The 22,336-nt window shown below is 70.7% G+C and carries 20 protein-coding genes; 10 read left to right on the plus strand and 10 right to left on the minus strand.

Translation table 11 applies throughout. From position 1 onward, the window contains the following. Positions 1–87: 87 nt before the first annotated feature. The 4 genes from ACFWBB_RS33820 (at position 88) to ACFWBB_RS33835 (ending at position 3,633) form a co-directional block, all read left to right on the plus strand. Positions 88–1,485 carry an AI-2E family transporter gene (locus ACFWBB_RS33820; RefSeq protein ID WP_385280241.1) on the plus strand — a complete coding sequence of 466 codons (1,398 nt, stop codon included), beginning with the start codon at positions 88–90 and terminating at the stop codon, positions 1,483–1,485. 202 nt (positions 1,486–1,687) lie between these two features. Next, positions 1,688–2,584 carry a MarR family transcriptional regulator gene (locus ACFWBB_RS33825; protein ID WP_385280244.1) on the plus strand — a complete coding sequence of 299 codons (897 nt, stop codon included), beginning with the start codon at positions 1,688–1,690 and terminating at the stop codon, positions 2,582–2,584. Between the two features lie 175 nt (positions 2,585–2,759). Beyond that, positions 2,760–3,200: a roadblock/LC7 domain-containing protein gene (locus ACFWBB_RS33830; RefSeq protein WP_385280247.1), complete on the plus strand. Its 441-nt coding sequence runs from the start codon at positions 2,760–2,762 to the stop codon at positions 3,198–3,200. A 4-nt stretch (positions 3,201–3,204) separates the two neighbouring features. Next, complete coding sequence (locus ACFWBB_RS33835; RefSeq protein ID WP_054242616.1) at positions 3,205–3,633, plus strand: hypothetical protein; 429 nt, start codon at positions 3,205–3,207, stop codon at positions 3,631–3,633. An 87-nt stretch (positions 3,634–3,720) separates the two neighbouring features. Here ACFWBB_RS33835 and ACFWBB_RS33840 read toward each other — a convergent pair whose 3' ends face one another. From ACFWBB_RS33840 to ACFWBB_RS33860, 5 genes are all read right to left on the minus strand, one after another. After that, on the minus strand, positions 3,721–6,060 hold the full coding sequence (locus tag ACFWBB_RS33840; protein WP_385280250.1) for an FtsX-like permease family protein: 2,340 nt from the start codon (positions 6,058–6,060) through the stop codon (positions 3,721–3,723). Beyond that, positions 6,057–6,746, minus strand: a complete 690-nt coding sequence (locus ACFWBB_RS33845; RefSeq protein ID WP_385280253.1) for an ABC transporter ATP-binding protein — start codon at positions 6,744–6,746, stop codon at positions 6,057–6,059. Before ACFWBB_RS33845 ends, ACFWBB_RS33840 begins: the two co-directional genes overlap by 4 nt. Then, positions 6,743–7,267 carry a PadR family transcriptional regulator gene (locus tag ACFWBB_RS33850; protein ID WP_385280256.1) on the minus strand — a complete coding sequence of 175 codons (525 nt, stop codon included), beginning with the start codon at positions 7,265–7,267 and terminating at the stop codon, positions 6,743–6,745. The genes ACFWBB_RS33845 and ACFWBB_RS33850 overlap by 4 nt, the downstream gene beginning before the upstream one ends. 194 nt (positions 7,268–7,461) lie before the next feature. After that, positions 7,462–7,719, minus strand: coding sequence for a hypothetical protein (locus ACFWBB_RS33855; protein WP_385280259.1), 258 nt, complete (start codon positions 7,717–7,719; stop codon positions 7,462–7,464). Further along, a complete protein-coding gene (locus tag ACFWBB_RS33860; protein ID WP_385280262.1) occupies positions 7,716–8,687 on the minus strand; it encodes an SPFH domain-containing protein in 972 nt (323 codons plus the stop codon). Before ACFWBB_RS33860 ends, ACFWBB_RS33855 begins: the two co-directional genes overlap by 4 nt. Before the next feature lie 277 nt (positions 8,688–8,964). Here ACFWBB_RS33860 and ACFWBB_RS33865 point away from each other — a divergent pair, with 277 nt between their 5' ends. Then, positions 8,965–11,412, plus strand: a complete 2,448-nt coding sequence (locus tag ACFWBB_RS33865; RefSeq protein ID WP_385280265.1) for a transglycosylase domain-containing protein — start codon at positions 8,965–8,967, stop codon at positions 11,410–11,412. 78 nt (positions 11,413–11,490) lie between these two features. Here the strand turns inward: ACFWBB_RS33865 and ACFWBB_RS33870 are convergent, their stop codons facing one another. The 3 genes from ACFWBB_RS33870 to ACFWBB_RS33880 form a co-directional block, all read right to left on the minus strand. Beyond that, entirely contained in the window at positions 11,491–13,641 is a 2,151-nt protein-coding gene (locus ACFWBB_RS33870) for a SpoIIE family protein phosphatase (RefSeq protein WP_385280268.1), read from the minus strand. A 316-nt stretch (positions 13,642–13,957) separates the two neighbouring features. Further along, complete coding sequence (locus tag ACFWBB_RS33875) at positions 13,958–14,650, minus strand: DUF402 domain-containing protein (RefSeq protein ID WP_385280271.1); 693 nt, start codon at positions 14,648–14,650, stop codon at positions 13,958–13,960. 84 nt (positions 14,651–14,734) lie between these two features. Continuing rightward, positions 14,735–16,120: a class II fumarate hydratase gene (locus tag ACFWBB_RS33880; protein WP_385280274.1), complete on the minus strand. Its 1,386-nt coding sequence runs from the start codon at positions 16,118–16,120 to the stop codon at positions 14,735–14,737. A 147-nt stretch (positions 16,121–16,267) separates the two neighbouring features. Here ACFWBB_RS33880 and ACFWBB_RS33885 point away from each other — a divergent pair, with 147 nt between their 5' ends. Beyond that, positions 16,268–16,789, plus strand: coding sequence for a SigE family RNA polymerase sigma factor (locus tag ACFWBB_RS33885; RefSeq protein ID WP_385280277.1), 522 nt, complete (start codon positions 16,268–16,270; stop codon positions 16,787–16,789). A 53-nt stretch (positions 16,790–16,842) separates the two neighbouring features. Next, positions 16,843–17,283, plus strand: coding sequence for a hypothetical protein (locus ACFWBB_RS33890; protein ID WP_385280280.1), 441 nt, complete (start codon positions 16,843–16,845; stop codon positions 17,281–17,283). A gap of 74 nt (positions 17,284–17,357) precedes the next feature. On the opposite strand, the gene ACFWBB_RS33895 is transcribed toward ACFWBB_RS33890, so the two are convergent. Beyond that, positions 17,358–19,025 carry a fumarate hydratase gene (locus tag ACFWBB_RS33895; protein WP_385280283.1) on the minus strand — a complete coding sequence of 556 codons (1,668 nt, stop codon included), beginning with the start codon at positions 19,023–19,025 and terminating at the stop codon, positions 17,358–17,360. Between the two features lie 166 nt (positions 19,026–19,191). Between ACFWBB_RS33895 and ACFWBB_RS33900 the strand changes: the two genes are divergently transcribed. Then, positions 19,192–19,878, plus strand: coding sequence for a DUF1707 domain-containing protein (locus ACFWBB_RS33900; RefSeq protein WP_385280286.1), 687 nt, complete (start codon positions 19,192–19,194; stop codon positions 19,876–19,878). A gap of 160 nt (positions 19,879–20,038) precedes the next feature. Beyond that, a complete protein-coding gene (locus tag ACFWBB_RS33905) occupies positions 20,039–20,416 on the plus strand; it encodes a WhiB family transcriptional regulator (RefSeq protein ID WP_359162628.1) in 378 nt (125 codons plus the stop codon). A gap of 167 nt (positions 20,417–20,583) precedes the next feature. On the opposite strand, the gene glpX is transcribed toward ACFWBB_RS33905, so the two are convergent. Then, the gene (gene glpX / locus ACFWBB_RS33910) at positions 20,584–21,618 is read right to left on the minus strand and encodes a class II fructose-bisphosphatase (RefSeq protein ID WP_385280290.1); all 1,035 of its coding nucleotides are present in this window, start codon (positions 21,616–21,618) and stop codon (positions 20,584–20,586) included. A gap of 130 nt (positions 21,619–21,748) precedes the next feature. On the opposite strand from glpX, the gene ACFWBB_RS33915 reads away from it, so the two are divergent. Next, positions 21,749–22,273, plus strand: coding sequence for a DUF4245 domain-containing protein (locus ACFWBB_RS33915; RefSeq protein WP_385280293.1), 525 nt, complete (start codon positions 21,749–21,751; stop codon positions 22,271–22,273). The last annotated feature ends 63 nt before the right edge of the window (positions 22,274–22,336 follow it).

Genomic DNA, 22,336 nt, shown 5'->3' on the forward strand with positions numbered 1-22,336 from the left:
GGGGCTTTCGCCCTGTACGGTCGGTACGGCCGGGGACCGACGACTCCAGGGGGAGTGGTGGGGGAAGACGGGGGAAGAGGTCGGATCATGTCGCGAGTGCCAGGGTGGCTCGGCCGGCTCGGTGCCGGTCTGAGCGAGATGGGTGAGCGGCTCGACGAACGGCGTGCCGAGGTCGAGCGGGAGAGGCGTGAGGGCGCCGCCGAGCCGGAACCGACGGCGCCCGACGCCGCCGTACCGTCCGCCGAGGCGCACCCGGAGGAGCCCCCGCCCTTCGCGCAGCGTCCCGATCCCGCGCAGGCCGTGCCGTGGGGGGTCCGGGTCGCCGCCGAGGCGGGCTGGCGGCTGCTGGTGCTCGCCGGGACCGTCTGGGTCCTGATGAAGGTCATCAGCGCCGTCCAACTGGTCGTCATGGCCTTCGTGGTCGCCCTGCTCCTCACCGCGCTCCTCGAGCCCACCGTGGCCCGGCTGAAGCGGGCCGGTGTTCCCGGGGGCGCGGCCACCGCGCTGACGGCGATCCTCGGGTTCGTCGTCATCGGCCTGATGGGCTGGTTCGTGACCTGGCAGGTCATGGCGAACATCGACAACCTCTCCGACCAGGTCCAGGGCGGCATCGACGACCTGCGCCGCTGGCTGCTCAACAGCCCCTTCCACGTCACCGACAAGCAGATCAACGGCATCGCCGAGAACCTGCGCGACGCCATCAGCAACAACACGGACTCGATCACCTCGGCCGGCCTGGAGGGTGTCACCGTCGTGGTCGAGGGGCTGACCGGCATCCTCCTGGCGTTCTTCTCGACCATCTTCCTGCTCTACGACGGCAAGCGGATCTGGCAGTGGACGCTCAAGCTGGTCCCGGCCGCGGCGCGGCCCGGTGTGGCGGGAGCGGGCCCGCGGGCCTGGGCGACGCTCACCGCGTATGTGCGCGGCACGGTGCTCGTCGCGTTGATCGACGCGATCTTCATCGGCCTCGGCATCTACTTCCTCGACGTGCCGATGGCCGTCCCGCTCGCCGTCTTCATCTTCCTGTTCTCCTTCATCCCGCTCGTCGGCGCGGTCGCCTCCGGCGCGCTGGCGGTCGTGGTCGCGCTGGTCACGCAGGGCCCGTTCACCGCGGTGATGACCCTGGCGGTGGTGCTCGCCGTCCAGCAGATCGAGGGCCACATCCTCCAGCCGTTCATCCTCGGCCGCGCGGTGCGGGTCCACCCGCTCGCGGTGGTCCTGACGGTCGCCGCGGGCGGCATGGTGGCGGGCATCGGCGGCGCGATCGTGGCGGTGCCCCTGGTGGCCGTGACGAACACGGTGGTGGGCTATCTGCACACCTACTCCCGCGAACAGGCACTGCGGCACGCACCACGGCCGCGGGGCGCGACAGCGGCGGACCTGGCGCCGGTGGCGGCCCCCGCTCCCGCTCCCGCGCCCTCCCCGAAGGACTCCTCCGCGCCCACTCCGCCGGCCGCCGCGGCGCCCGGGGACAGGACTCCCTGAGAACGACCGGCGTCTTTCCGTCGTGCGTCTTTCAATCGGTCAAATGAGCTCCGAACAAAGCGAATTGGGCCCAGCGGCGGAGCAACTTCCGTCAGCTGAGGGCAGGTCGGAAATCCCTCCCGGGAATATGTGCCCGGACTGATACACATTCCCTCCTCAGCGCTACGCGTCAGGCGTATGTGCGAGAGGCCCAAGGGGAGTGATGTCGGGCTACGAGCTGCTGGCACGCGACCTTGCCGCGTGCGGCCGGGACGGCTTCACCGGGGAAGTGCGCGTCCTCGGTTCGCCCGGCGGCGTCTTCCATCTGCACGGCGGGCTGGTCGTCGCGGTCGAGTCGCCGGGCGCGCCCGCGCCCGAGGCGCTGCTGCTGCGCTCCGGCCGGATCGGCGGCGAGGAGTGGGCCGGGCTGGTGCGTGAGTCGGGCGGCGCGCACTGGCCGGCCGCCGGGCTGATCGCCCACGGCTACGCGGGGGCCGCCCAGCTCCGGGTGGTCTGCGCGATGGCTCTCCAGGACGCCGCGTTCGCGGTCGTCGCGGGCAGCGTCGACGGCTGCGAACGCGGTCCGGCGGCCGGGCCGCCGCCCGCCGCGGTCGCCGTGGGCGAACCGCCCACCCGGCTGCTCCAGGCGGCGTCGCGCAAGCTCCGCGCGCTTCTGGAGCTGCCGTACCCGGTGCGCCCCGACCGGGAACGGCCCGTGCCCGCCCCCCTGTCCTGTGCGGCGGCCCGGCTCGGCGTGCTGCAACGTGAGCTGCTCGCCCACGCCGACGGCCGGCGCACCGCCCGTGACCTCGCCTTCCGTACCGGGCGCGGGGTCTACACCGTCACCGTCGAGGTGGCCCGGATGCTGGGTGAGGGGCTCCTGGAGTGCGGGGACGCGCCCCAGCCGATCCCGGTCCGGCTGCCGCCCGACGGACACGGCGTACGCCCCCGCGAGCCGGCCCCGCCCCGGCAGCCGCCGGTGCCGGAGGCGACGGCCCTGCCCCGCCGCCGTCCCGGCGCCAGCGGCATCAACGAAGCCCTCACCCCGGAACAGGACGGCACCGGCACCGGCACCGGCTGGAAGGAGTTCTTCCGCCTGCGGAATCCGACGGCGAAATGACAGCCCACGCAGGAGTCACGCTCGACAGAAACCAAGCCCGGCTGGAATCAGACCCGGCAGGACTCAACCCGGCAGGAATCAGACCCGGCAGCAATCAAGCTCAGCGGGAAACCCCACGTGAACCCCCACAGAAAAAAGACGGTCACATGCGATCAGAATTAGGGGAGTTGCATTTATGGATCACTCAGCCCTCGCGCGGGAGATGCGCGGCCTGCGGGAGCAGGTGACCGGTATCACCGACACGGCGCTGGCGGCGGCGGACGGACTGCTCATAGCCGCCGACACAGCCGACTCCATCGACCCGGAGGGCCTCGCAGCCCTCGCCGCGGCCGGCCTCGGGCTCGCCCGCCGTACCGCCGAGGCGACCGCCCGCGGCGCCCTGCACCGCACGGTGGCCTACGGCAGTCATGGCTGCGCCGCGTTCTACGCGGTCGGCGACACCGCGCTGATGGTCGTGCTCGGCGACGAGGGCATGGACGTGGAGCACCTGCACCGGGCGACCCAGCCCGCCCTGCGCCGCATCGACCTGATCCTCACCGGCAGGACCGACCGGCCCCAGCGGGCCGACAGGGCCGACTGGACCGAGACGACTGTGAAGACCGCCGAAGGAGTCTGAAGGGATGGCGACGAAGCGTATGACCCCCGGTTTCTCCGATCAGGTGATGGGCCTGGTCAAGTCACTGCGTACGGATGCCCCCGACTGCGTCGCCTCCGGCGTCGTCGACATGTCCACCGGCATGCTGCTCTCCTACGAGACCGTCGACAACCATCCGCCCGAGGTCCTGGACCTGCTGGCGGGCGCGACGCTCGACCTGTTCCAGGGCCGTACGGTCGTGATGATCGAGGACGTCTTCAAGGAGCGGCGCGGGGTCCAGAGCGACAACCACTTCTTCCAGGAGATCCTCGTCAACAGTGAGAACCTCACTCACCTGTTCGTGCGGATGACCGAGCAGCAGGACGTGGTCGCGGTGGTCGTCTGCCGCAAGTCCGTCAACGTCGGAATGCTGTTCGCGCAGGTGCGAAGGGTGGTGCGGGAGTACCAGCTGTGAACGCGAAACGGTCCCTCTCGAGCGGGGAGGGACCGTTTCGCTCATTCCGTGCTGAGGCAGGTGCTCGTCTGCGGGCTCATGGCGCGATCACTCCGTGCGCAGCCCGTCCGGCCGCAGCAGCCGGAGCAGCGGCGGCAGGCTCAGCAGCGTCACCACCAGGACGACCACCGCGCCGACCCCGGTCATCGCCAGCACGCTCGCCCAGTCCACGCCCACCGGCGTGTCCGTCATCCGCAGCAGCACCGCGCCCAGCGTGATGCCCACCGCCGAGGCCAGCAGCAGCCCCAGCACGATCGGGATCGCCGTCTGCCACAGCACCGACAGCCCGAGCGTGCGGCGCCGGGTGCCGAAGGCGACCAGGGACGACAGCAGCTTGCGGCGCTCGCGCAGCTGCTCCAGCTGGGAGACCAGCAGGCTCGCCCCGATCAGCGCCAGCACGGCGGCCGCGCCGGCCAGCAGCCCGGTGCGGATGGACGTGAACTTCGTGTCCTGCCGGGTGGACGTCCAGTTCATCGGCTGGGACAGCGGGTCCACCTGGTACGCCGTGTTGCGGGCGTACTCGTAGGCGTCGGGCACGGACTCGTCGATCGAGAGGTAGATCTCACCGCTGACCCTCTTCTCGGCCGCCTTGGGCAGCGCGCTCGGCGTCATCAGGAAGCCGCTGCGTTCCCAGTCGGTCAGGCCCTTCACCGAACGGGCCTTCTTGACGTCCGCGGGGACGGTCCAGACGGCCTCCGCGCTGCTGTCTTCGGTGGACTGCTCGAAGTACAGCTTCTTTCCGGGCTTGTTCAGCTTCGGGGCGTCGGTGGAGTATTCGGTGCCGTCGAGAACGAACATGTCGCCGTCCTTGCAGGAGGGCAGCTTCGCCAGCTCGCGCAGGGCCGGGCAGTCGCCCACAGCCAGCTCGCTGAGCAGGGTCGGGCCGTCCTCGGTCTTCCAGGAGGTGTCGCCGAGATAGCCCTCCCACAGGGCGGTGACCTGGCGGACGGCCTTGGTGCCGGCGAACCTCTGGGCGGTCTGGGCCAGTGGGGCGCCGTCCGGCACCCCGACCTGCATCTGCGCCCGGCTGACGTCCTGGCCGGTGGCCTTGGTGTACTGGCTGTCCACGCCCGCGAACAGCATCTGGAGCGCGATCGCCCCGGCCACCGCAACCGCGATGCCGTTGACCATCCGGGCCGCGGTACCGCTGCTCAACTGCAGCCGCCGTACGGCAAGTTGCCAGGCCACGCCACCGGAGCCGAGCCGGCTGACGACACTCTCCACGAGCCACGGGAGCAGCGCGGTGATGCCGATGAGGATCAGGACGACGCCGCCGCTCACCAGGTACTGGTTGAAGTCGCCGTTGGTGTGACCCTGCCCGATCATCGGGTAGAGCATCCCGACGCCGCCCAGGGGCAGCAGCAGCCGCCACCACAGGCGTCGTCGTGCGGGCTTGGCCGAGCGCACCACGCCGAGCGGTTCGATCACCACGCCGCGCAGCGCGAAGAGGGTGACCAGCACGGCGGCCGTCGGCACCGCGAGGGCGACCAGCGCGGCCAGCATGGGGGACGGGTCGAGGTAGCTGGGCCACACGCTCACGCCCACCACCTCGACCGTGCCCGCCACCTGGCGGCCGACCAGGAAGAACACCGTGCCGAGGACCAGGCCCAGCAGTGAGCCGGCCATCGCCTCGCCCGCCGCGATGCGCCGGGTCATCCGGCCGTCGGAACCGATCAGCCGGAGGGCGGCGAGCCTGCGGTCGCGCCGCTCGCCGCCGAACCGCACGGCCGCGGCGATGAACACCGCCACGGGCATCAGCAGCACCACGATGACCACGAGGATCAGCAGGATCAGTACCGGATCGGTGTTCTCCTTGGTCGGGTTCGGGTCCCCGAACTCCTTCAGCCGGGTCACCGGGCCCGCGCCGTTGACGTGCGGGTCCAGACCGGTGGCGCCCGAGTAGTAGGCGAGTTCCTGGGAGCCGACCAGCCCGCTCTCCCCGATGGTCCCGACGACGCGGTACGGCAGCCGTTCCCGCAGCAGCGCCGAACCGTCGGCGCCGAGCAGCTTCTTCAACGCGGGCGAGACCACCATGTCGCCCCTGGCCGGGAACCGGCTCACCCCGGGCGGCAGCGGGGCGCCCGCCCCTTCCGGCTCCAGCATCCGGCCGCGGATGTCCTTGTCGCGGAACGTGGTGTCGGACTGGGCGATCAGCAGGGTGTCGTCGCCCTTCGTCGGCGGCTCGCCGAACGGCCAGTCCAGCCGGGCCTGTTCACGGTCGTGGCGTACCTCGAGCGCGTTCGGAGCCGCCGCCGTCAGCAGCAGCACGGCCACGCCGAGCCCGACGCCCATGGCCGTCAGGACGGCCCGGATCCACCCCTCCCGTCCGCCGCTGAAGGCGAACCGGACCCCGAGACCCAGGTCTCTCCCCCACTGACGCAGGCTCATATGACCCGCTCCATGTCCCGCGACTTCCCGTCCCGTACGACGATCTCGCGGTCGGAGTAGGCGGCCACCCGTGCCTCGTGCGTGACGAGGACGACGGCCGTGTTGGCCGACCGGGCCGCCTCGGTGAGCAGCTCCATCACGCGTTCGCCGTTGAGCGAGTCCAGCGCGCCGGTCGGCTCGTCGGCGAACACCACGCGCGGGCTGGTGACGAGCGAGCGCGCCACGGCCACCCGCTGTCCCTGCCCGCCGGACACCTCGCCGGGCCGCTTGCCGCCGAGGTCGTCGACCTCCAGCCGCTCCATCCACCCCAGGGCGGTGCGCTCGGCCTGCTTGCGCGGGGTGCCGTTCAGCCGCAGCGGCAGGGCCACGTTCTCCACGCAGGTCAGTTCCGGCACGAGCTGCCCGAACTGGAACACGAACCCGAACTCGGAGCGCCGCAGCTGACTGCGCTGGGCGTCGCTCATCGTCGCGAGCTCACGACCGTCGTACATGATCGAACCCGAGTCGGGCGTCACGATCCCCGCGAGGCAGTGCAGCAGCGTCGACTTGCCGGACCCGGACGGGCCCATCACGGCGACGACCTCACCGGGGTGGATGGAGAAGTCGGCGCCGGCCAGCGCCATGGTCGGCCCGTACGCCTTGTGCAGGTTCTCGGCGACGAGCAGGGATCCCCCGGGAGCGTTCACGCGATCACCGCGTCCTTCAGTTTGTCGAGGCGCGCGGCGGCGAGCTCCAGCCAGCGCAGGTCGGCCTCGAGGTGGAACAGGGCGTGGTCACAGATCAGCTGGTCGGCGAAGTCGCCGCCCCGCTTGCGGTCGGTGAGGATGCGCATGCTGCGCAGGTGCTCGGACCGCTGGGTGTCGAGGATGTCGGCCGCGTCGCGTTGGGTCAGCAGCGCGAGGACGACTTTGGTGTACAGCGTCGACTGAAGGTACGGCTCGGGCTTCTCGGGCGTCGCGAGCCACTGCTCGACGTCGGTGATCCCGGCGTCGGTGATCGCGTAACGCTTGCGCTCGGGACCGCCGCCGGCCTCGACGCCGTCGACCTCGACGAGCCCGTGCTTCAGCAGACGCGACATCGTCGAGTAGACCTGGCCGTAGTGCAGCGGCCGGTCGTGACCGAACTTCTCGTCGAAGGCCCGCTTGAGGTCGTAGCCGTGGCGGGGCCCGGACTCCAGGAGTCCCAGGAGGGTGTGACCGATGGACATGGAAAGGACTGTACATGCGGTGTATACCCGGTGTGTATACGCGCCGTGCGCGGGTGACGGCAGGGGGTGCGAGTGCGCAGGTGGGAGTGGGTTGTCACCGTTCTGCTACAGGCCCTGACGTCCACCTCGGGACCTGACCGCGAGAAGCCGCCCGTCCGGGGGTGCCGCCGCCGGGGAATCGAGGCGGAGGCCGCTCAGGCCGAGGGGGGTCCGGGGGTGGGATCCCCCGGGGGCCGCCCGCGGCGGGGCAGGGGTCCCGCCTCGCCCGGCAGCCGCCCCGCCTCCTTCAGTGCCTTGCGCAGCAGGAACTCGATCTGCGCGTTCGCCGAACGCAGTTCGTCCGAGGCCCAGCGGGCCAACGCGTCGTGCACCAGCGGATCCAGCCGCAGCAGCACCTGCTTGCGCTGCTGCGGCCGGCGCTGGGGGGACGGACCCCCGGCGGGATCACTCACTGGTAGAGGGTTCCGGTGTTCAGTACCGGCTGGGGCGCCCGGTCCCCGCACAGCACCACCATCAGGTTGGACACCATCGCCGCCTTCCGCTCCTCGTCCAGTTCCACGATGCCCTGCTCGGCGATGCGCTGGAGCGCCGCCTCGACCATCCCCACGGCCCCGTCCACGATCTCCCTGCGGGCCGCGACCACGGCGCCCGCCTGCTGCCGCTGAAGCATCGCCGAGGCGATCTCGGGAGCGTACGCGAGGTGCGTGAAGCGGGACTCGATGATCCGGACGCCGGCCGCCTCCACGCGCGCGTGCAGTTCCACGGCGAGCTTCTCGGTGATCTCCTCGGCGTTGCCGCGCAGCGAGAGACCGTCCTCGTCGTGCGAGTCGTAGGGGTACTCGATGGCGATGTGCCGGACGGCCGCCTCGGTCTGGGTGGCGACGAACTCCAGGAAGTCGTCCACCTCGAAGCTGGCCTGCGCGGTGTCCCGCACGTTCCACACCACGACCGCGGCGAGTTCGATCGGGTTGCCGTAGGCGTCGTTGACCTTCAGTACGGCCGTCTCGTGGTTGCGCACCCGGGTGGAGATCTTCTCGCGGGAGGTGAAGGGGTTCACCCAGCGCAGGCCGTCCTCACGGATGGTGCCCCGGTAGCGGCCGAAGAGCTGCACCACGCGGGCCTCGCCCGGCGACACCGTGTTCAGCCCGCACATCGCGAGGAACGCGGCGAGGGCGACCAGGATGCCGACGGTGATCAGCGCGGCCTTGAGGCCGGCCGCGGACACCGCGGTGGCGACGGCGATCATCCCGGCGCCGGCCAGCAGCCCGGCCAGGCCGAGCAGCAGCGCGAGCCCGCCGGCCACGCTCCGCGCGGGGAACTCATTCACCCGCGGGGCGGGCATGTCGGGTGTGTCGGCGGTGTCGGCGGCGGTGGTGCCGGTGGTGGCTTCGGCGGTGGCCGAGGGGTCGGGTGCGGACATGGTGGATCCCCGTTTCTCGTTCCGGCTGTTCCAGTATCAGCCTTCTAGCTAAGTGATATCACTTTAGCGCGGCATGGCAACCCTGTGCCACCCTCGTACGTCGGATTCGATGAGGCGTTCAGGCGGTTCCGTCGTGTGGGGTGCTGATTCTCACCCCCCGCGAAGGCCGGACCGAGACCCCTTCGTCATAGACAGCGGTGTTAGCTTTCTGAGCTGACCTGCCCCTGCCCCCGGGCACTGGTGTGACTGCCGAGTAGGAAGCGGAGCGAGCGGACTCATGGGACGAGCGGACGAGAGACGAGCTCGACAGCGCGGTGGGCGCCGCGCCGCGCCCCGGGGCCGTTCGACGGAGACGGAGTCGGCCACATCGAGGGCGGAGTCCGCGGCACCCGGCGCGACCGCGACCGCGACTGCGCCCGCGCCCGCCACCGGGGGGCGCGCGGCCGCCCGCAAGGGCGCGAAGAACACCGGCAAGGGCGCCAAGGGCAAGGCCGGCAAGAAGGACAAGAGCTTCATACGCCGGCTCTTCACCTGGAAGAAGATCCTCGGCACCTTCCTCGGCCTGGTCGTGGCCGTCATCGGCGCCTTCCTCTGGCTGTACATGAGCACGCCGATCCCCAAGGGCAACCCCGACGCCGCCCTCCAGAGCAACGTCTACGAGTACGGCAACGGCGCGATCCTCGCCCGCGACGGTGAGGTCAACCGGGAGAACGTCGAACTCTCGAAGGTCCCCAAAGAGGTCCAGCACACCTTCGTCGCCGCCGAGAACAAGAGCTTCTACACCGACTCCGGCGTCGACTTCAAGGGAACCACCCGCGGCATCCTCAACACCCTCATGGGCAAGGGCGCGCAGGGCGGTTCGACGATCACCCAGCAGTACGTCAAGAACTACTACCTGACCCAGGAACAGACCGTCACGCGCAAGCTGAAGGAACTGGTCATCTCCCTGAAGCTGGACCGGGAGAAGGACAAGGACTACATCCTGGCCGGTTACATCAACACCAGCTACTACGGCCGCGGCGCCTACGGCATCCAGGCGGCCGCCCAGGCCTACTACCGCGTCGACGCCGACAAGCTCACCGTCCCCCAGGGCGCCTACCTCGCCGCGTTGCTCCAGGCCCCCAGCCAGTACGACTGGGCCGCAGCCTCCGACACCGGCAAGAAGCTGGTCACCGCCCGCTGGAACTACGTCCTCGACAACATGGTCGGGCAGGACTGGCTGGACAAGAGCAAGCGCGACGCCATGACGTTCCCGGTGCCCAAGGAGCCCAAGGCCGCACCCGGCAAGGAGGGCCAGGTCGGCTACCTCGTCGACGCGGCCAACACCGAACTGGCCAGGCAACTGGTGGCCCAGGGCGTCGCCGACGACTACGAGTCGGGCATGGCCCTGGTCAGGCGCGGCGGCTGGAACATCCAGCTCAACATCGACAAGAAGAAGCAGAAGGCGCTGGAAGCAGCCGTCAAGGACCAGCTGACCAGCAAGCTGAACAAGAAGAAGCGCCCGGTCGACGGTGACGTCCAGGCCGGCGCGGTGTCGGTGAACCCCAAGACGGGCGCCGTCGAGGCGATGTACGGCGGTACGAGTTACACCGACCACTACCTCAACAACGCCACCCGCACCGACTACCAGCCCGCCTCGACCTTCAAGCCGGTCATCCTCGCCGCGGCCTTCGACGAGGCCGCCAAGACGCAGGGCGGCGACAAGATCACCGCCAACACGATCTACGACGGCACCAGCAAACGCCCGGTCGTCGGCAGCGACATCGGCTTCGCCCCGGAGAACGAGGACGACCAGGACTACGGCCCCGTCACCGTCCAGACGGCGCTCAACAAGTCCATCAACTCCGTCTTCGCCCAGATGGGCGTCGACGTCGGCATGCCCGAGGTGCTGAAGGTCGCGGCCAACCTCGGCATGGACACCGCGGACCTGAAGGCCGTGCCCGCGCAGACCCTCGGCACGATGGGCGCGAGCCCCCTGCAGATGGCCGGCGTCTACGCCACCCTCGACAACCACGGCAAGCAGGTCACCCCGGCGCTCATCAAGTCGGCGGAGAACAGCGCCCACCCGTCGTTCAAGCCCACCGCGCCCATCGGCAAGCAGGTCATCAGCCGGGAGGCCGCCGACTCGGTCACCTCGGTGCTCACCGGTGTGGTCGACGACGGTACGGCGCAGAAGTCCGTGCGGGACAACCCGCTGCGCAAGGGCCAGAAGGTCGCGGGCAAGACGGGCACCTCCGACAACAACAAGTCGGCCTGGTTCACCGGCTACACCCCCGACCTGGTCACCTCGGTCGGCCTCTTCGGCGAGTCCGCGAAGGCCCCCCACCCCCAGGTCCCGCTGACCGGCGCGACGACGGGCCTGACCTCGGACGCGGGCCGGATCAACGGTGGTGGCTTCCCGGCGCAGATCTGGGCGACGTACACCTTCGGCGTCTCCACCAAGGTCACCAAGTTCGACCTGGAGACCGACCAGGGCGCGGCGGTCCAGACCGCGTCACCGTCCCCGTCCTCGTCCCCGTCGAGGAGTTCGTCCCCGTCCTCGTCCCCGTCGGCGAGTTCGTCCCCGTCCTCCTCTCCGTCGGCGAGTTCGTCTCCGTCCACGTCGTCGAAGCCGAGCTCGTCCCCGTCCAGCACGCCGACGGGTGAGACGTCGTCGGAACCGAGCACGGACGACCCGTCGACCGGAACAGAGGATCCCGGGGATCCGCTCTTCGGCGGCCAGTAGCGAATCCCGGCAGGGGAACAGAAGAGGGGGCGCCCGGAGATCTTCGGGCGCCCCCTCTTCGCGCTTCCCGCGCTTGTCTCAGCTCCGGTTCAACTCGAACCAGACCACCTTGCCGGTGCTCAGCCGGGTGGCCCCCCAGCGCCGGGCCAGCCGGTTGACGAGATACAGTCCACGGCCGCCCTCGTCGGTCGCCCTGGCCTGCCGCAGCCGAGGCAGCTGCGGCACGTCGTCGCCGACCTCGCAGCGCAGCACGTCGGTCCGCAGCAACCGCAGACTCACCGGCCGTGAGGCGTACCGCACCGCGTTCGTGACGACCTCGCTGACCAGCAGCTCGACGGAGTCGGTCATGTCCTCCATCCCCCAGCGGGACAGCGCCCGCCTGGCCAGCCGACGGGCCCGGCCGGGCGCCGCGTCCTCCGGCTCCAGGAGCCAGTAGGCCACGTCGCTCGGCGCGATCCCGTCGAACCGGGCGGCGAGCAGCGCGATGTCGTCGTCCCGGTCGCCGGGACCGAGCATGTCGAGCACCTCGTCGCAGAGCGCTTCGAGCGGCGGCGGATGATCGGGACCGGTCAGCTGGGCCGTCGCGGCGAGCTTCTCCCGCAACTGCTCTATCCCGGTCGCCACGTCCCGCAGCCGGGACTCGACAAGACCGTCGGTGTACAGCAGCAGCGTCGCTCCGGCCGGGGCGTCGAGCTCCACCGCCTCGAAGTCGACCCCGCCGACGCCGATCGGCGCGCCCGGCGGCACCCGCAGCACCTCGGCCCGGCCGCCCAGATGCAGCAGGATGGGCGGGGGATGCCCCGCGTTGGCGATGGTGATGCGGTGCGCCACCGGGTCGTAGACGGCGTAGAGGCAGGTCGCCATGCGGTCGGTGCCCAGCCGCTGGGCCTGCTCGTCGAGATGGTGCAGGACCTCCTGCGGGGGCAGGTCGAGACCGGCGAGGGTCTGGGCCGTCGTCCGCAGCTGCCCCATGATGGCCGCCGAGGTCATGGAGTGCCCCATGACGTCACCCACCACCAGCGCCACCCGGCTGCCCGGCAGCGGGATGGCGTCGTACCAGTCGCCGCCGACCCGCGCGGTCTCGGCCGCGGGCAGGTACCGGGAAGCGAGCCGCACGCCCGTGGGCCGCGGCAGGGTCTCAGGAAGCATCGTGCGCTGCAGCTCGTCGGCGATGTACGCCTCACGGTCGTACAGCACCGCCTTGTCGATGCCCAGGGCGCTGTGGGTGGCGAGCTGGGCCGCCACCAGCAGGTCGTCGTTCTCGAACGGGATGCGCTCCGGGCGGCGCAGGAACACCGCGGCGCCGATCACCCGGCGTCGGCCGCGCAACGGGGCCAGGATGGCCCGCTGACCGCCAGGGACGGCCAACGTGCTGTCCCCGCCCAGCAGTTCGGGCAGCGCGGCGCGTGCGGCCGGATGGTCGGCGAACACCGGACGCACCCCGCGCAGCACCTCCGCGAGCGCCCCGCCGGGCCGCACCTCGCACATGTCCCCGACCGAGGCCGACAGCTCGGCGGTCAGTTCCGCCGGTTCCGGGGGCGGCAGGGCCAGAGCCGCGAAGCCGGTCTCGGTGTCCCGCTCCTCCGGGATGCGGTCGGTGCGCCGCAGCCGCAGCATGATGCGGTCCGCCGCGGGCCGCTCATCGCCCACCGGCAGGGGATCGCGCAGATAGACGAGGATCGCGTCGGAGAAGGTCGGCACGGTGGCCCGGCACAGCCCCATCACGATCTCGTCGAGGTCCAGGCCGCGCGCGATCCGCCGGGTCGCCGCGCCCACGAAGCGCAGCCGGTCGCCGTCCCGTCGCATCGGCGTGGGCCGGCCGGGCGTCACCGCCCCTCCGGCGCGCCGGTCCAGCCCATCGGGACCCCGTTCCGGGCGCGCGTCGGTGCCCGGCTGGGCCGGGATGGACTCGGCCGCGGGACGCGGCCGGTGATCCCCGACGTTCGGCTTCGCCCGCGCGGGGGGTGTCCCCATCGCCTCGTCGGACGCCGACGGCTGGGAGTGCTCGGTGCCGGGACCGGCCTCCGAACCGGCAGCGTCCATTCCCGTGACTCCCTGGCCGCCCATGCCACCCTTTCCGCCCTTGCCGCGCGGCGTCGTCGTACCCGAGGCATCGGGCGGTAAGGCCGAGGGGCCCGGCGCCGGCGCCTGGGTATGCAGCAGTGCCCCACGAGGGTCCGTGGGGTCGACGCCCTGGGGGCGTTCGTAGGAGGTGGGCTGCTCCGTCACGCGTGTCGAATCCGTCCGTCCGGGGCTGCGCGCCGCGCGCGCAGTTGGTCCCGCAGGAAACCCGATACCCGGAATACGTGCCCCCGGAACGGAATTCCCGCGTGGTCAGGCGTTGTTCCTGTGTCACCGGTGGGCCGCACGCGGCCCTGGGGGCCGATGTCGAACGTCCCGCCGGTCGTGCCCTCGTACCCCTCGCTCACGTCCTGCCGCCCCTCGGTGACGTTCGGTCAGACCCGGCGTCTGCTCCGGGAGTTACTGCCAGCGTGCCTTGCGGAGGACGATCCTACGTTTGTTGCCCGGGGGCGCATCAAGGGTCTCATGTGGACATGTGCGCGGGCGTACGGTCCCAGTCCTCCGGCAGCAACGGTACGGCCCAGGACGGATCCGGGCGCCAGTGCTGCCAGCCCTCGTCGAACGGCGGCCCCCATGCGCGGATCACCTCCACAGCTCTTCGGCCCGCCTCCCGCACCTGGTCGGCGACCGCCGCGTCCATCAGCCCGTCCTGCTGGGCCTGCGCGAACTCGTCCTCGTCGCGCAGCTCCCAACTACGGTCCGGGTAGACGCAGATGTCCAGGAAATGATCCTCGGAGTCCACTCCGCCGTCCCAACGGACCAGCGGCTCCTCCAGGTTGACGTACCAGTTCTTGAACTGCCAGCCCGGGTCCCAGAACAGCCACACCGACCACGGCTCGCCGGGCCGGACCACCTTCAGCACACCGGTGCCGAGCCAGTGGCCGCGCTGAACGGTACGCGGCTTGGTGTACCGGGTGTGCAGCGGCTCCTGGTGCAGCGGTGTGCCGTCCGCGAGCACCGGTTTGACGCACTCCGTGCCCGGGGCCAGCCACACGGCGAGCAGTTCCTCGTCGTCCCGCACGACGGTGACCGGCCGGGCGATGTGAAAGCGCGCTCCGCCGTTCTCCCGGTAGCGCCACAGGATCCTGCTTCCGGGCTCCCAGAAGGCCGCCGCACCACCCGTTCCCACGCGTCTCACCACTCCACCGTCTGCCATGCACAGATATTAGGTGCCATGGGCATACGACGCTGCGGCGCGCGTCACGGTTCTCGCGCCGGGGGCGCAAAAGCACACGAGGGTTTACGGGTGCGTCATCCGCAGGACATCCAGCGCCTCGTCGAGCTGTTCGACCGTCAGATCCCCCCGCTCCACGTACCCGCCCTCCAGCACCACCCGGCGGATGGTGCTCCGCTCCGCCAGAGCCTTCTTGGCGACCTTCGCGGCCTCCTCGTACCCGATGTACTTGTTCAGCGGGGTGACGACGGACGGCGAGGACTCGGCGTACTCACGGGCGCGCTCGCGGTGCGCGACGATCCCGTCGACGGTCCGGTCGGCGAGCAGCCGCGACACGTTGGCCAGCAGCCGGATCGACTCCAGCACGTTCTTGGCGATCACCGGCAGCATGACGTTCAGCTCGAAGTTGCCCGCCGCGCCCGCCGTGGCCACGGTCGCGTCGTTCCCGACGACCTGCGCGGCGACCATCAGCACGGCCTCCGGGATCACCGGGTTGACCTTGCCCGGCATGATCGAGGAGCCGGGCTGGAGGTCGGGGAGGCTGATCTCGGCGAGGCCCGTGCGGGGCCCCGAGGCCATCCACCGCAGATCGTTGGCGATCTTCGTGAGACCCACGGCGATGGTCCGCAGCTGCCCGCTGGTCTCGACGACGCCGTCCCGCGCGCCCTGCGCCTCGAAGTGGTCGCGCGCCTCCGTCAGCGGCAGCCCGGTGGCGCGGGCGACCTCGTCGATGACGGCGGCGGAGAAGCCGGGGGGCGTGTTGATGCCGGTACCGACCGCCGTACCGCCCAGCGGCAGCTCGGCGAGCCGGGGGAGCGAGGCGTTCAGCCGCTCCACGCCGTACCGCACCTGAGCGGCGTACCCGCCGAACTCCTGGCCGAGCGTCACGGGCGTGGCGTCCATCAGATGCGTTCGCCCGGCCTTCACCACGTCGGCGAACTCCGCGGACTTGCGCTCCAGGGACGCCGCCAGGTGCTCCAGGGCGGGGATCAGGTCGCGCGTGACGGCGGCGGTGGCCGCGATGTGGAGGGAGGAGGGGAAGACGTCGTTGGAGGACTGCGACGCGTTCACGTGGTCGTTGGGATGCACGGCCCGGCCCAGGCGCTCGGACGCGAGGGTGGCGACGACCTCGTTGGTGTTCATGTTGGACGAGGTCCCGGAACCCGTCTGGAACACGTCGACCGGGAAGTGCTCGTCCCACCGGCCCTCGGCGACCTCGGCGGCCGCTTCCTGGATGGCGTCGGCGATGTCCTTGTCGACGACCCCGAGCCGCGCGTTCACCTTCGCCGCGGCCCCCTTGATCCGCGCCAGCGCCTCGATGTGCGCCCGCTCGATGCGCTGCCCCGAGACGGGGAAGTTCTCGACGGCCCGCTGTGTCTGGGCCCGCCACTTGGCATCCGCCGGTACGCGTACCTCGCCCATGGAGTCGTGCTCGATCCGGTATTCGCTCATGTCCGGTACAGCGATCGGGGAGGCCGGGATGTTCCGGGCGCTGAGCCGTCCGGATGGCGTCCGGCATGTGACCCAGGTCTCCTCGGGGTCGTGCAGCAGACGGGGGCGCGCTCACGTCGTGGAGGGGTGACAGGAAGGGAGGAGCGTGTGGAGACGGACTTCCAGGAATTCGTGGCCGCCCGGTCGACCGCGTTGTTCCGGGGCGCCCTCGTCCTCACGGGAAACCGTGAGGCGGCGGAGGACCTGGTCCAGGAGACCCTGGAGAAGGCCTGCCGCAAGTGGCGCGTCATCGCGGCCAAGGACGCTCCGGACGCCTACGTCCGGCGGATCATGGTGAACCTGGCCAACGACCGCCTGCGTCGATTCCGCCGCCTGACCACCACTGCCCACCCGGAAGGCGGCGACACGGCCGCCCCGGGCGACGAGTACGGACAGGTGGACAGCAGGGACCAGTTGGTGCGCGCGTTGCAGCAACTGCCCATGCGGATGCGGACGGTGGTGGTCCTGCGATACTTCGACGATCTCTCGGACGCCGAGATCGCGGCCGACCTCGGCATCACGCCGAGCACGGTCCGCTCTCAGCTGGCCCGGGGCATCGAGAAGCTCAGGAGTCAGTTCCCCGCACTCTCCGGCCCTTCACCGCTGCGGCACCCGGAAGGAATCCGATGACCTCGTACGGCGATGCACGGCCTTTCGGCCGCACACCTTTCGAAGAGGAACTGATGAACGCCATGAACCGTTTCGCGGACTCCGCCGAGACCCCCGCCTTCGACGCCCCGCAGATCGTGCGCCGCACCCGGCGCAGGCGCTCCGTCGGCATCGCCGCCGTCGCCGCCGCGCTCATCCTGGGCGGCGGGGGCACGGCCCTGGCCACCTCGGTGGCGGGCGGGGGGAAGTCGGCGACCAGCACCGCCACCACGAGCGACGACGCCACCACCCTGCTCTACCTCTTCGAGGACGGTACGACCACGCGGCTCCCCCTCGCGGGCCTCAGCCTGGACATGGCCAAGCCGCTGCTCGAAAAGACGCAGACGAAGCTCGGCACCGTCACCAAGAAGGCCGTCAAGGGCTGCAAGCCGACCTCGGTGCTCGAGGTGACCCCGCACGCCCCGAAGACCATCAAGCCGGGCGACACCGTCAACTTCACCATCTGCGCCGGCTGACCCGCCCCTGACCTGACAACGACGCCCGCCCCTGCGTCAATCAGGGGCGGGCGTCCGTCACAGGATCACACGCGTCACACCAGACCCGGCCCCCGCACCGGAATCGACGTGAATGTCGGGGCCGGGGCCGGGTCCTGGAAGAAGTCGTTGCCCTTGTCGTCGACGACGACGAACGCCGGGAAGTCCTCGACCTCGATCTTCCAGACGGCCTCCATGCCGAGCTCCTCGTACTCGACGACCTCGACCTTCTTGATGCAGTCCTGGGCCAGCCGCGCGGCCGGGCCGCCGATGGAGCCGAGGTAGAAGCCGCCGTGCGTGCCGCACGCGTCCGTGACCTGCTTGCTGCGGTTGCCCTTGGCGAGCATGACCCTGGAGCCGCCGGCCGCCTGGAACTGCTCGACGTAGGAGTCCATGCGGCCGGCCGTCGTCGGGCCGAAGGAGCCGGACGCGTAGCCCTCGGGCGTCTTGGCCGGACCCGCGTAGTACACCGGGTGGTCCTTCAGGTACTGCGGCATGTCCTCGCCCGCGTCGAGACGTTCCTTGATCTTGGCGTGCGCGATGTCGCGGGCCACGACCAGCGGGCCGGTCAGTGAGAGGCGGGTCTTGACCGGGTACTTCGTCAGCTCGGCGAGGATCTCGTCCATCGGCTGGTTCAGGTCGATCCGGACGACGTCGGAGGCCTCGTCGAGGTGCTCGTCCGTGGTCTCCGGCAGGAAGCGCGCCGGGTCGGTCTCGAGCTGCTCCAGGAAGACGCCCTCGGCGGTGATCTTCGCGACGGCCTGGCGGTCGGCGGAGCAGGAGACGGCGATGGCGACGGGGCACGAGGCGCCGTGCCGGGGGAGGCGGACGACCCGTACGTCGTGGCAGAAGTACTTGCCGCCGAACTGCGCCCCGATCCCGATCCTCTGCGTCAGCTCGAAGACCTTCTCCTCGAGCTCCTTGTCCCGGAAGCCGTGGCCCAGCTCGGAGCCCTCGGCCGGGATCTCGTCCAGGTAGTGCGCGGAGGCGTACTTGGCGGTCTTCAGCGCGTACTCGGCCGACGTGCCGCCGACGACGATCGCCAGGTGGTACGGCGGGCAGGCGGCCGTGCCGAGCGAGCGGATCTTCTCCTCCAGGAACTTCATCATGGAGGCCTCGTTCAGGACGGCCTTCGTCTCCTGGTAGAGGAAGCTCTTGTTGGCGGAGCCGCCGCCCTTGGCCATGAACAGGAACTTGTACGCGCCGCCGTCGGCCGCGTACAGCTCGATCTGGGCCGGGAGGTTGGAGCCGGTGTTCTTCTCGTCCCACATGGTCAGCGGGGCCATCTGGGAGTAGCGCAGGTTGAGGTTCAGGTACGCGTCGTAGATGCCGCGGCTCAGGGCCGCCTCGTCGCCGCCCTCGGTGAGCACGTTCTGCCCGCGCTTGCCCATGACGATCGCCGTGCCGGTGTCCTGGCACATGGGGAGCACGCCGGCGGCCGCGATGTTCGCGTTCTTCAGCAGGTCCAGCGCGACGAACTTGTCGTTGCCGGAGGCCTCAGGATCGTCGATGATGCGGCGCAGCTGGGCGAGGTGGGCCGGGCGCAGGTAGTGCTGGATGTCGTGGATGGCCTCCGCGGCGAGCTTGCGCAGCGCCTCCGGTTCCACCTTGAGGAACGTCCGCCCGTCGGCCTCGAAGGTGGAGACACCCTCGGCGGTCACCAGCCGGTAGGGGGTGGTGTCCTCTCCCATGGGAAGCAGATCGGTGTATGCGAACTCAGGCATCTCGCCCATTCCTCACTCGACGGACATCGGCCCGCCTCCATCGGCGGGCGCTCACCAGCGTAGAACCTGCCGCTGACGGCGAGCCTGTGAGGTAAGGCTCACTTGGCGTGCACCCGTTCCGCAGTGGGGACTATCGCGATCTATCGTGTTTGGGTACGCTGTTCCCGTGGACCTTCAGAAGCAGACTGCCGCACCCACACCGCCCTCCGGGCTGCGCGCCTCGGACGCCGACCGTGACCGTATCGCCGACATGCTCCGCGAGGCCCTCGCAGAGGGCCGGCTGACCGCCGACGAGCATGCCGAGCGCGTCGAGGGCGTACTGGCCGCCAAGACGGTCGGCGAGCTGGAGGTGTTCGTCCGGGACCTGCCCGCCGCGCACGAGCGCCGCGCCGCCCCGGCCTCCGCCCCCAGCCGGCCCACCGCCGGCGCGATCCCCGCCGACCCCGACGACAACGTGGTCGCGGTCTTCAGCAGCGCCGTCCGCAGAGGCCGTTGGCGCGCGGGCCGCCGTATCCACGCGTACGCGGTGTTCGGCACCGTCGAGATCGACCTCACCGAGGCGCTGTTCGAGTACCAGCAGGTCGTGATCAAGGCGATCTCGGTCTTCGGCAACGTCGAGGTCCGCGTCCCGGAGAACGTCTCGCTGCGCGGCACCGGTGGCGCGGTGCTCGGCAACTTCGAGGTGGACGCGCTCGATTCCCCCCAGTCCGACGCCCCGGTCGTCTACGTCGACGGCTGGGCGGTGCTGGGCAACATCGAGGGCCGGCCGAAGCGGGGCAAGCTCGTCGCGGACATTCTCGATCGGGTTCAGGACAAGGTCGACAGGAGCTTGCGCAAACACCTGGATCGTTGACGGTCGTGAAGTCCGCCGCGCAGCCGTGGCGAAGTCGTCGCGAGGGAGCCGGAGTTCACCGTGGTCGCGGCGGTCGGGAACTCAGTGCATAGGCACGCGCACAGCGGGTAGGCCTGCTGCATCGTCTCTCGCTCGCGAAGCCGTCGTCAGGAGTAGACCCGTGCTGCAACCGCCGCATTCGTCCCTGCAGGTCGCCGCTGTTCCGGCCCAGCGGGTGCCAGCGCGCGACAGGGACCAAGACGCCCCCTGGCATACCGAGGCGGTGTGCCGGCGCGACGAGGCAGGCCTGTTCTTCGCCCCCTCCAAGGAGCCCACGGCCGCCCGGCTGTCCCGGGAGGAAGCCGCGAAGCGGGTCTGCGCCCGCTGTCCCGTCATGGTGGAGTGCCGCGAACACGCGCTCCTGCAACCCGAGCCCTACGGCGTCTGGGGCGGCCTCACCGCCGCCGAACGCCGGGTGGCCCTCGCCCGCCGCCGCCGCCGCGACGTGGAACTGAAGAAGGCGGCCCAGACGGCGGGCCGCATAGCGCAGGCGGGCTAGCGGCCCCGGGAGAAGCGAGGGGCGCCCCCTCCGCACCGGGGGCGCCCTGCTCTTTGTCCGTAGGGGGTAGGGGCGTGGGGAACCGCGTGACCGTCCGCAACGGACCCGCGGCTGTCCGCGGTCGCCCGCGGTCGCCCGCGGTCCCGACCACCCCGCCCCGCGGGCGGTTACTTGGCCCGGTCGAAGTCCACGGCGCTGTAGGCCCGCAGCTTGCTCAGGCGGTGCTCGGAGTCGATCCGCCGGACCGTCCCCGACTTCGACCGCATCACGATCGAGTCCGTGGTCGCGGTCTCCGACCGGTACCTGACCCCCCGCAGCAGTTCACCGTCGGTGATGCCGGTGGCGACGAAGAACACGTTCTCGCCGGTCACCAGGTCCTCGGTGGTCAGGACGCGGTCGAGGTCGTGCCCGGCGTCGAGTGCACGCTGTCGCTCCTCGGCGTCCTTGGGCCACAACTTGCCCTGGATGACACCGCCCAGGCACTTCACGGCGCAGGCCGAGATGATGCCCTCGGGGGTGCCGCCGATACCGAGCAGCAGGTCGACGCCGGTGCCCTCGCGCAGGGCCAGGATCGAGCCGGCCACGTCGCCGTCGGAGATCAGCTTGATGCGCGCCCCGGTCTCCCGGATCTCCTCGATGATGCCCTCGTGCCGCGGGCGGTCCAGGATGACGACGGTGACGTCCTCGGGCTTGGCCCGCTTGGCCTTGGCGACCCGCCGGATGTTCACGGCCACGGGCGCGTCGATGTCGACGAAGTCGGCGGCCTCGGGTCCGGTGACCAGCTTGTCCATGTAGAACACGGCGGACGGGTCGAACATCGCGCCCCGCTCGGTGGCCGCGAGGACGGCGATCGCGTTCGGCATGCCCTTGGCCGTCAGCGTGGTGCCGTCGATCGGGTCGACCGCGATGTCGACCTCGGGCCCGGTCCCGTCACCCACGCGCTCCCCGTTGAAGAGCATCGGGGCCTCGTCCTTCTCGCCCTCGCCGATGACGACCACGCCGTTCATCGACACGGTGGAGACGAGGGTCCGCATGGCGCGCACCGCGGCACCGTCGGCGCCGTTCTTGTCGCCGCGGCCCACCCAGCGGCCCGCGGCCATGGCGGCGGCTTCGGTCACCCGGACGAGTTCCAGGGCGAGGTTGCGGTCGGGGGCCTCGGAGGGCACATCGAGTTCGGACGGCAAGTGATGATGCTCGGTCATCGGAGCGCACCTTTCTGACTGATACGACGACGGCCGGATGAGGGTTCGAACCCGACTCTATCGTCAGTCCGACAAAATGAGCAGGGGACCCCACGGATGAGCGCACCGGGCACCTGCGACGATAGGGGGCGTGGCAGGTTCGAACGGCAAGCAGAAGACGGCCCGCGACATGATCCTCTCGCTCGGGGTGATCATGCTCGCCGCCTGGGTCATATACCTCTTCGTCCCGCACGACGATCGCCCCCGCGACGTCCAGCAGGTCGACTACCGCGTGGAGCTCCTCACGGCGCGTCGCGCGGCGTCGTACCCGGTGGCCGCGCCCGAGGGTCTGCCGGGCACCTGGAAGGCGACCTCGGTGCGCTTCCAGGGTGACGACTTCGACGCCTGGCACCTCGGTTTCCACGCTCCCGACGGGGAGTACGTGACCATCGAGCAGTCCACTCAGCAGCGCTCGAAGTTCGTCGAGGAAGCCAGCCAGGGCTCGACCGCGACCAAGGTCACCGAGCAGATCGCAGGCCGCACCTGGACCCGCTACACCGGCGGCCGCTACGACGCGCTCGTTCTCCAGGGCGCGGCGGGCTCCACCACCGTGGTGGCGGGCACGGGCACTTTCGCACAGCTCTCGACGATGGCCGGGGCGCTGAAGCTGGCGTGAGCGCCCCCTGGGGACGACTCGAACCCCCTGACGCGCGAGGAGGCCCCGGCGTGTGTGCCGGGG

Source organism: Streptomyces sp. NPDC060000 (genome assembly GCF_042737375.1).
In the GTDB taxonomy this organism is placed as follows: domain Bacteria; phylum Actinomycetota; class Actinomycetes; order Streptomycetales; family Streptomycetaceae; genus Streptomyces.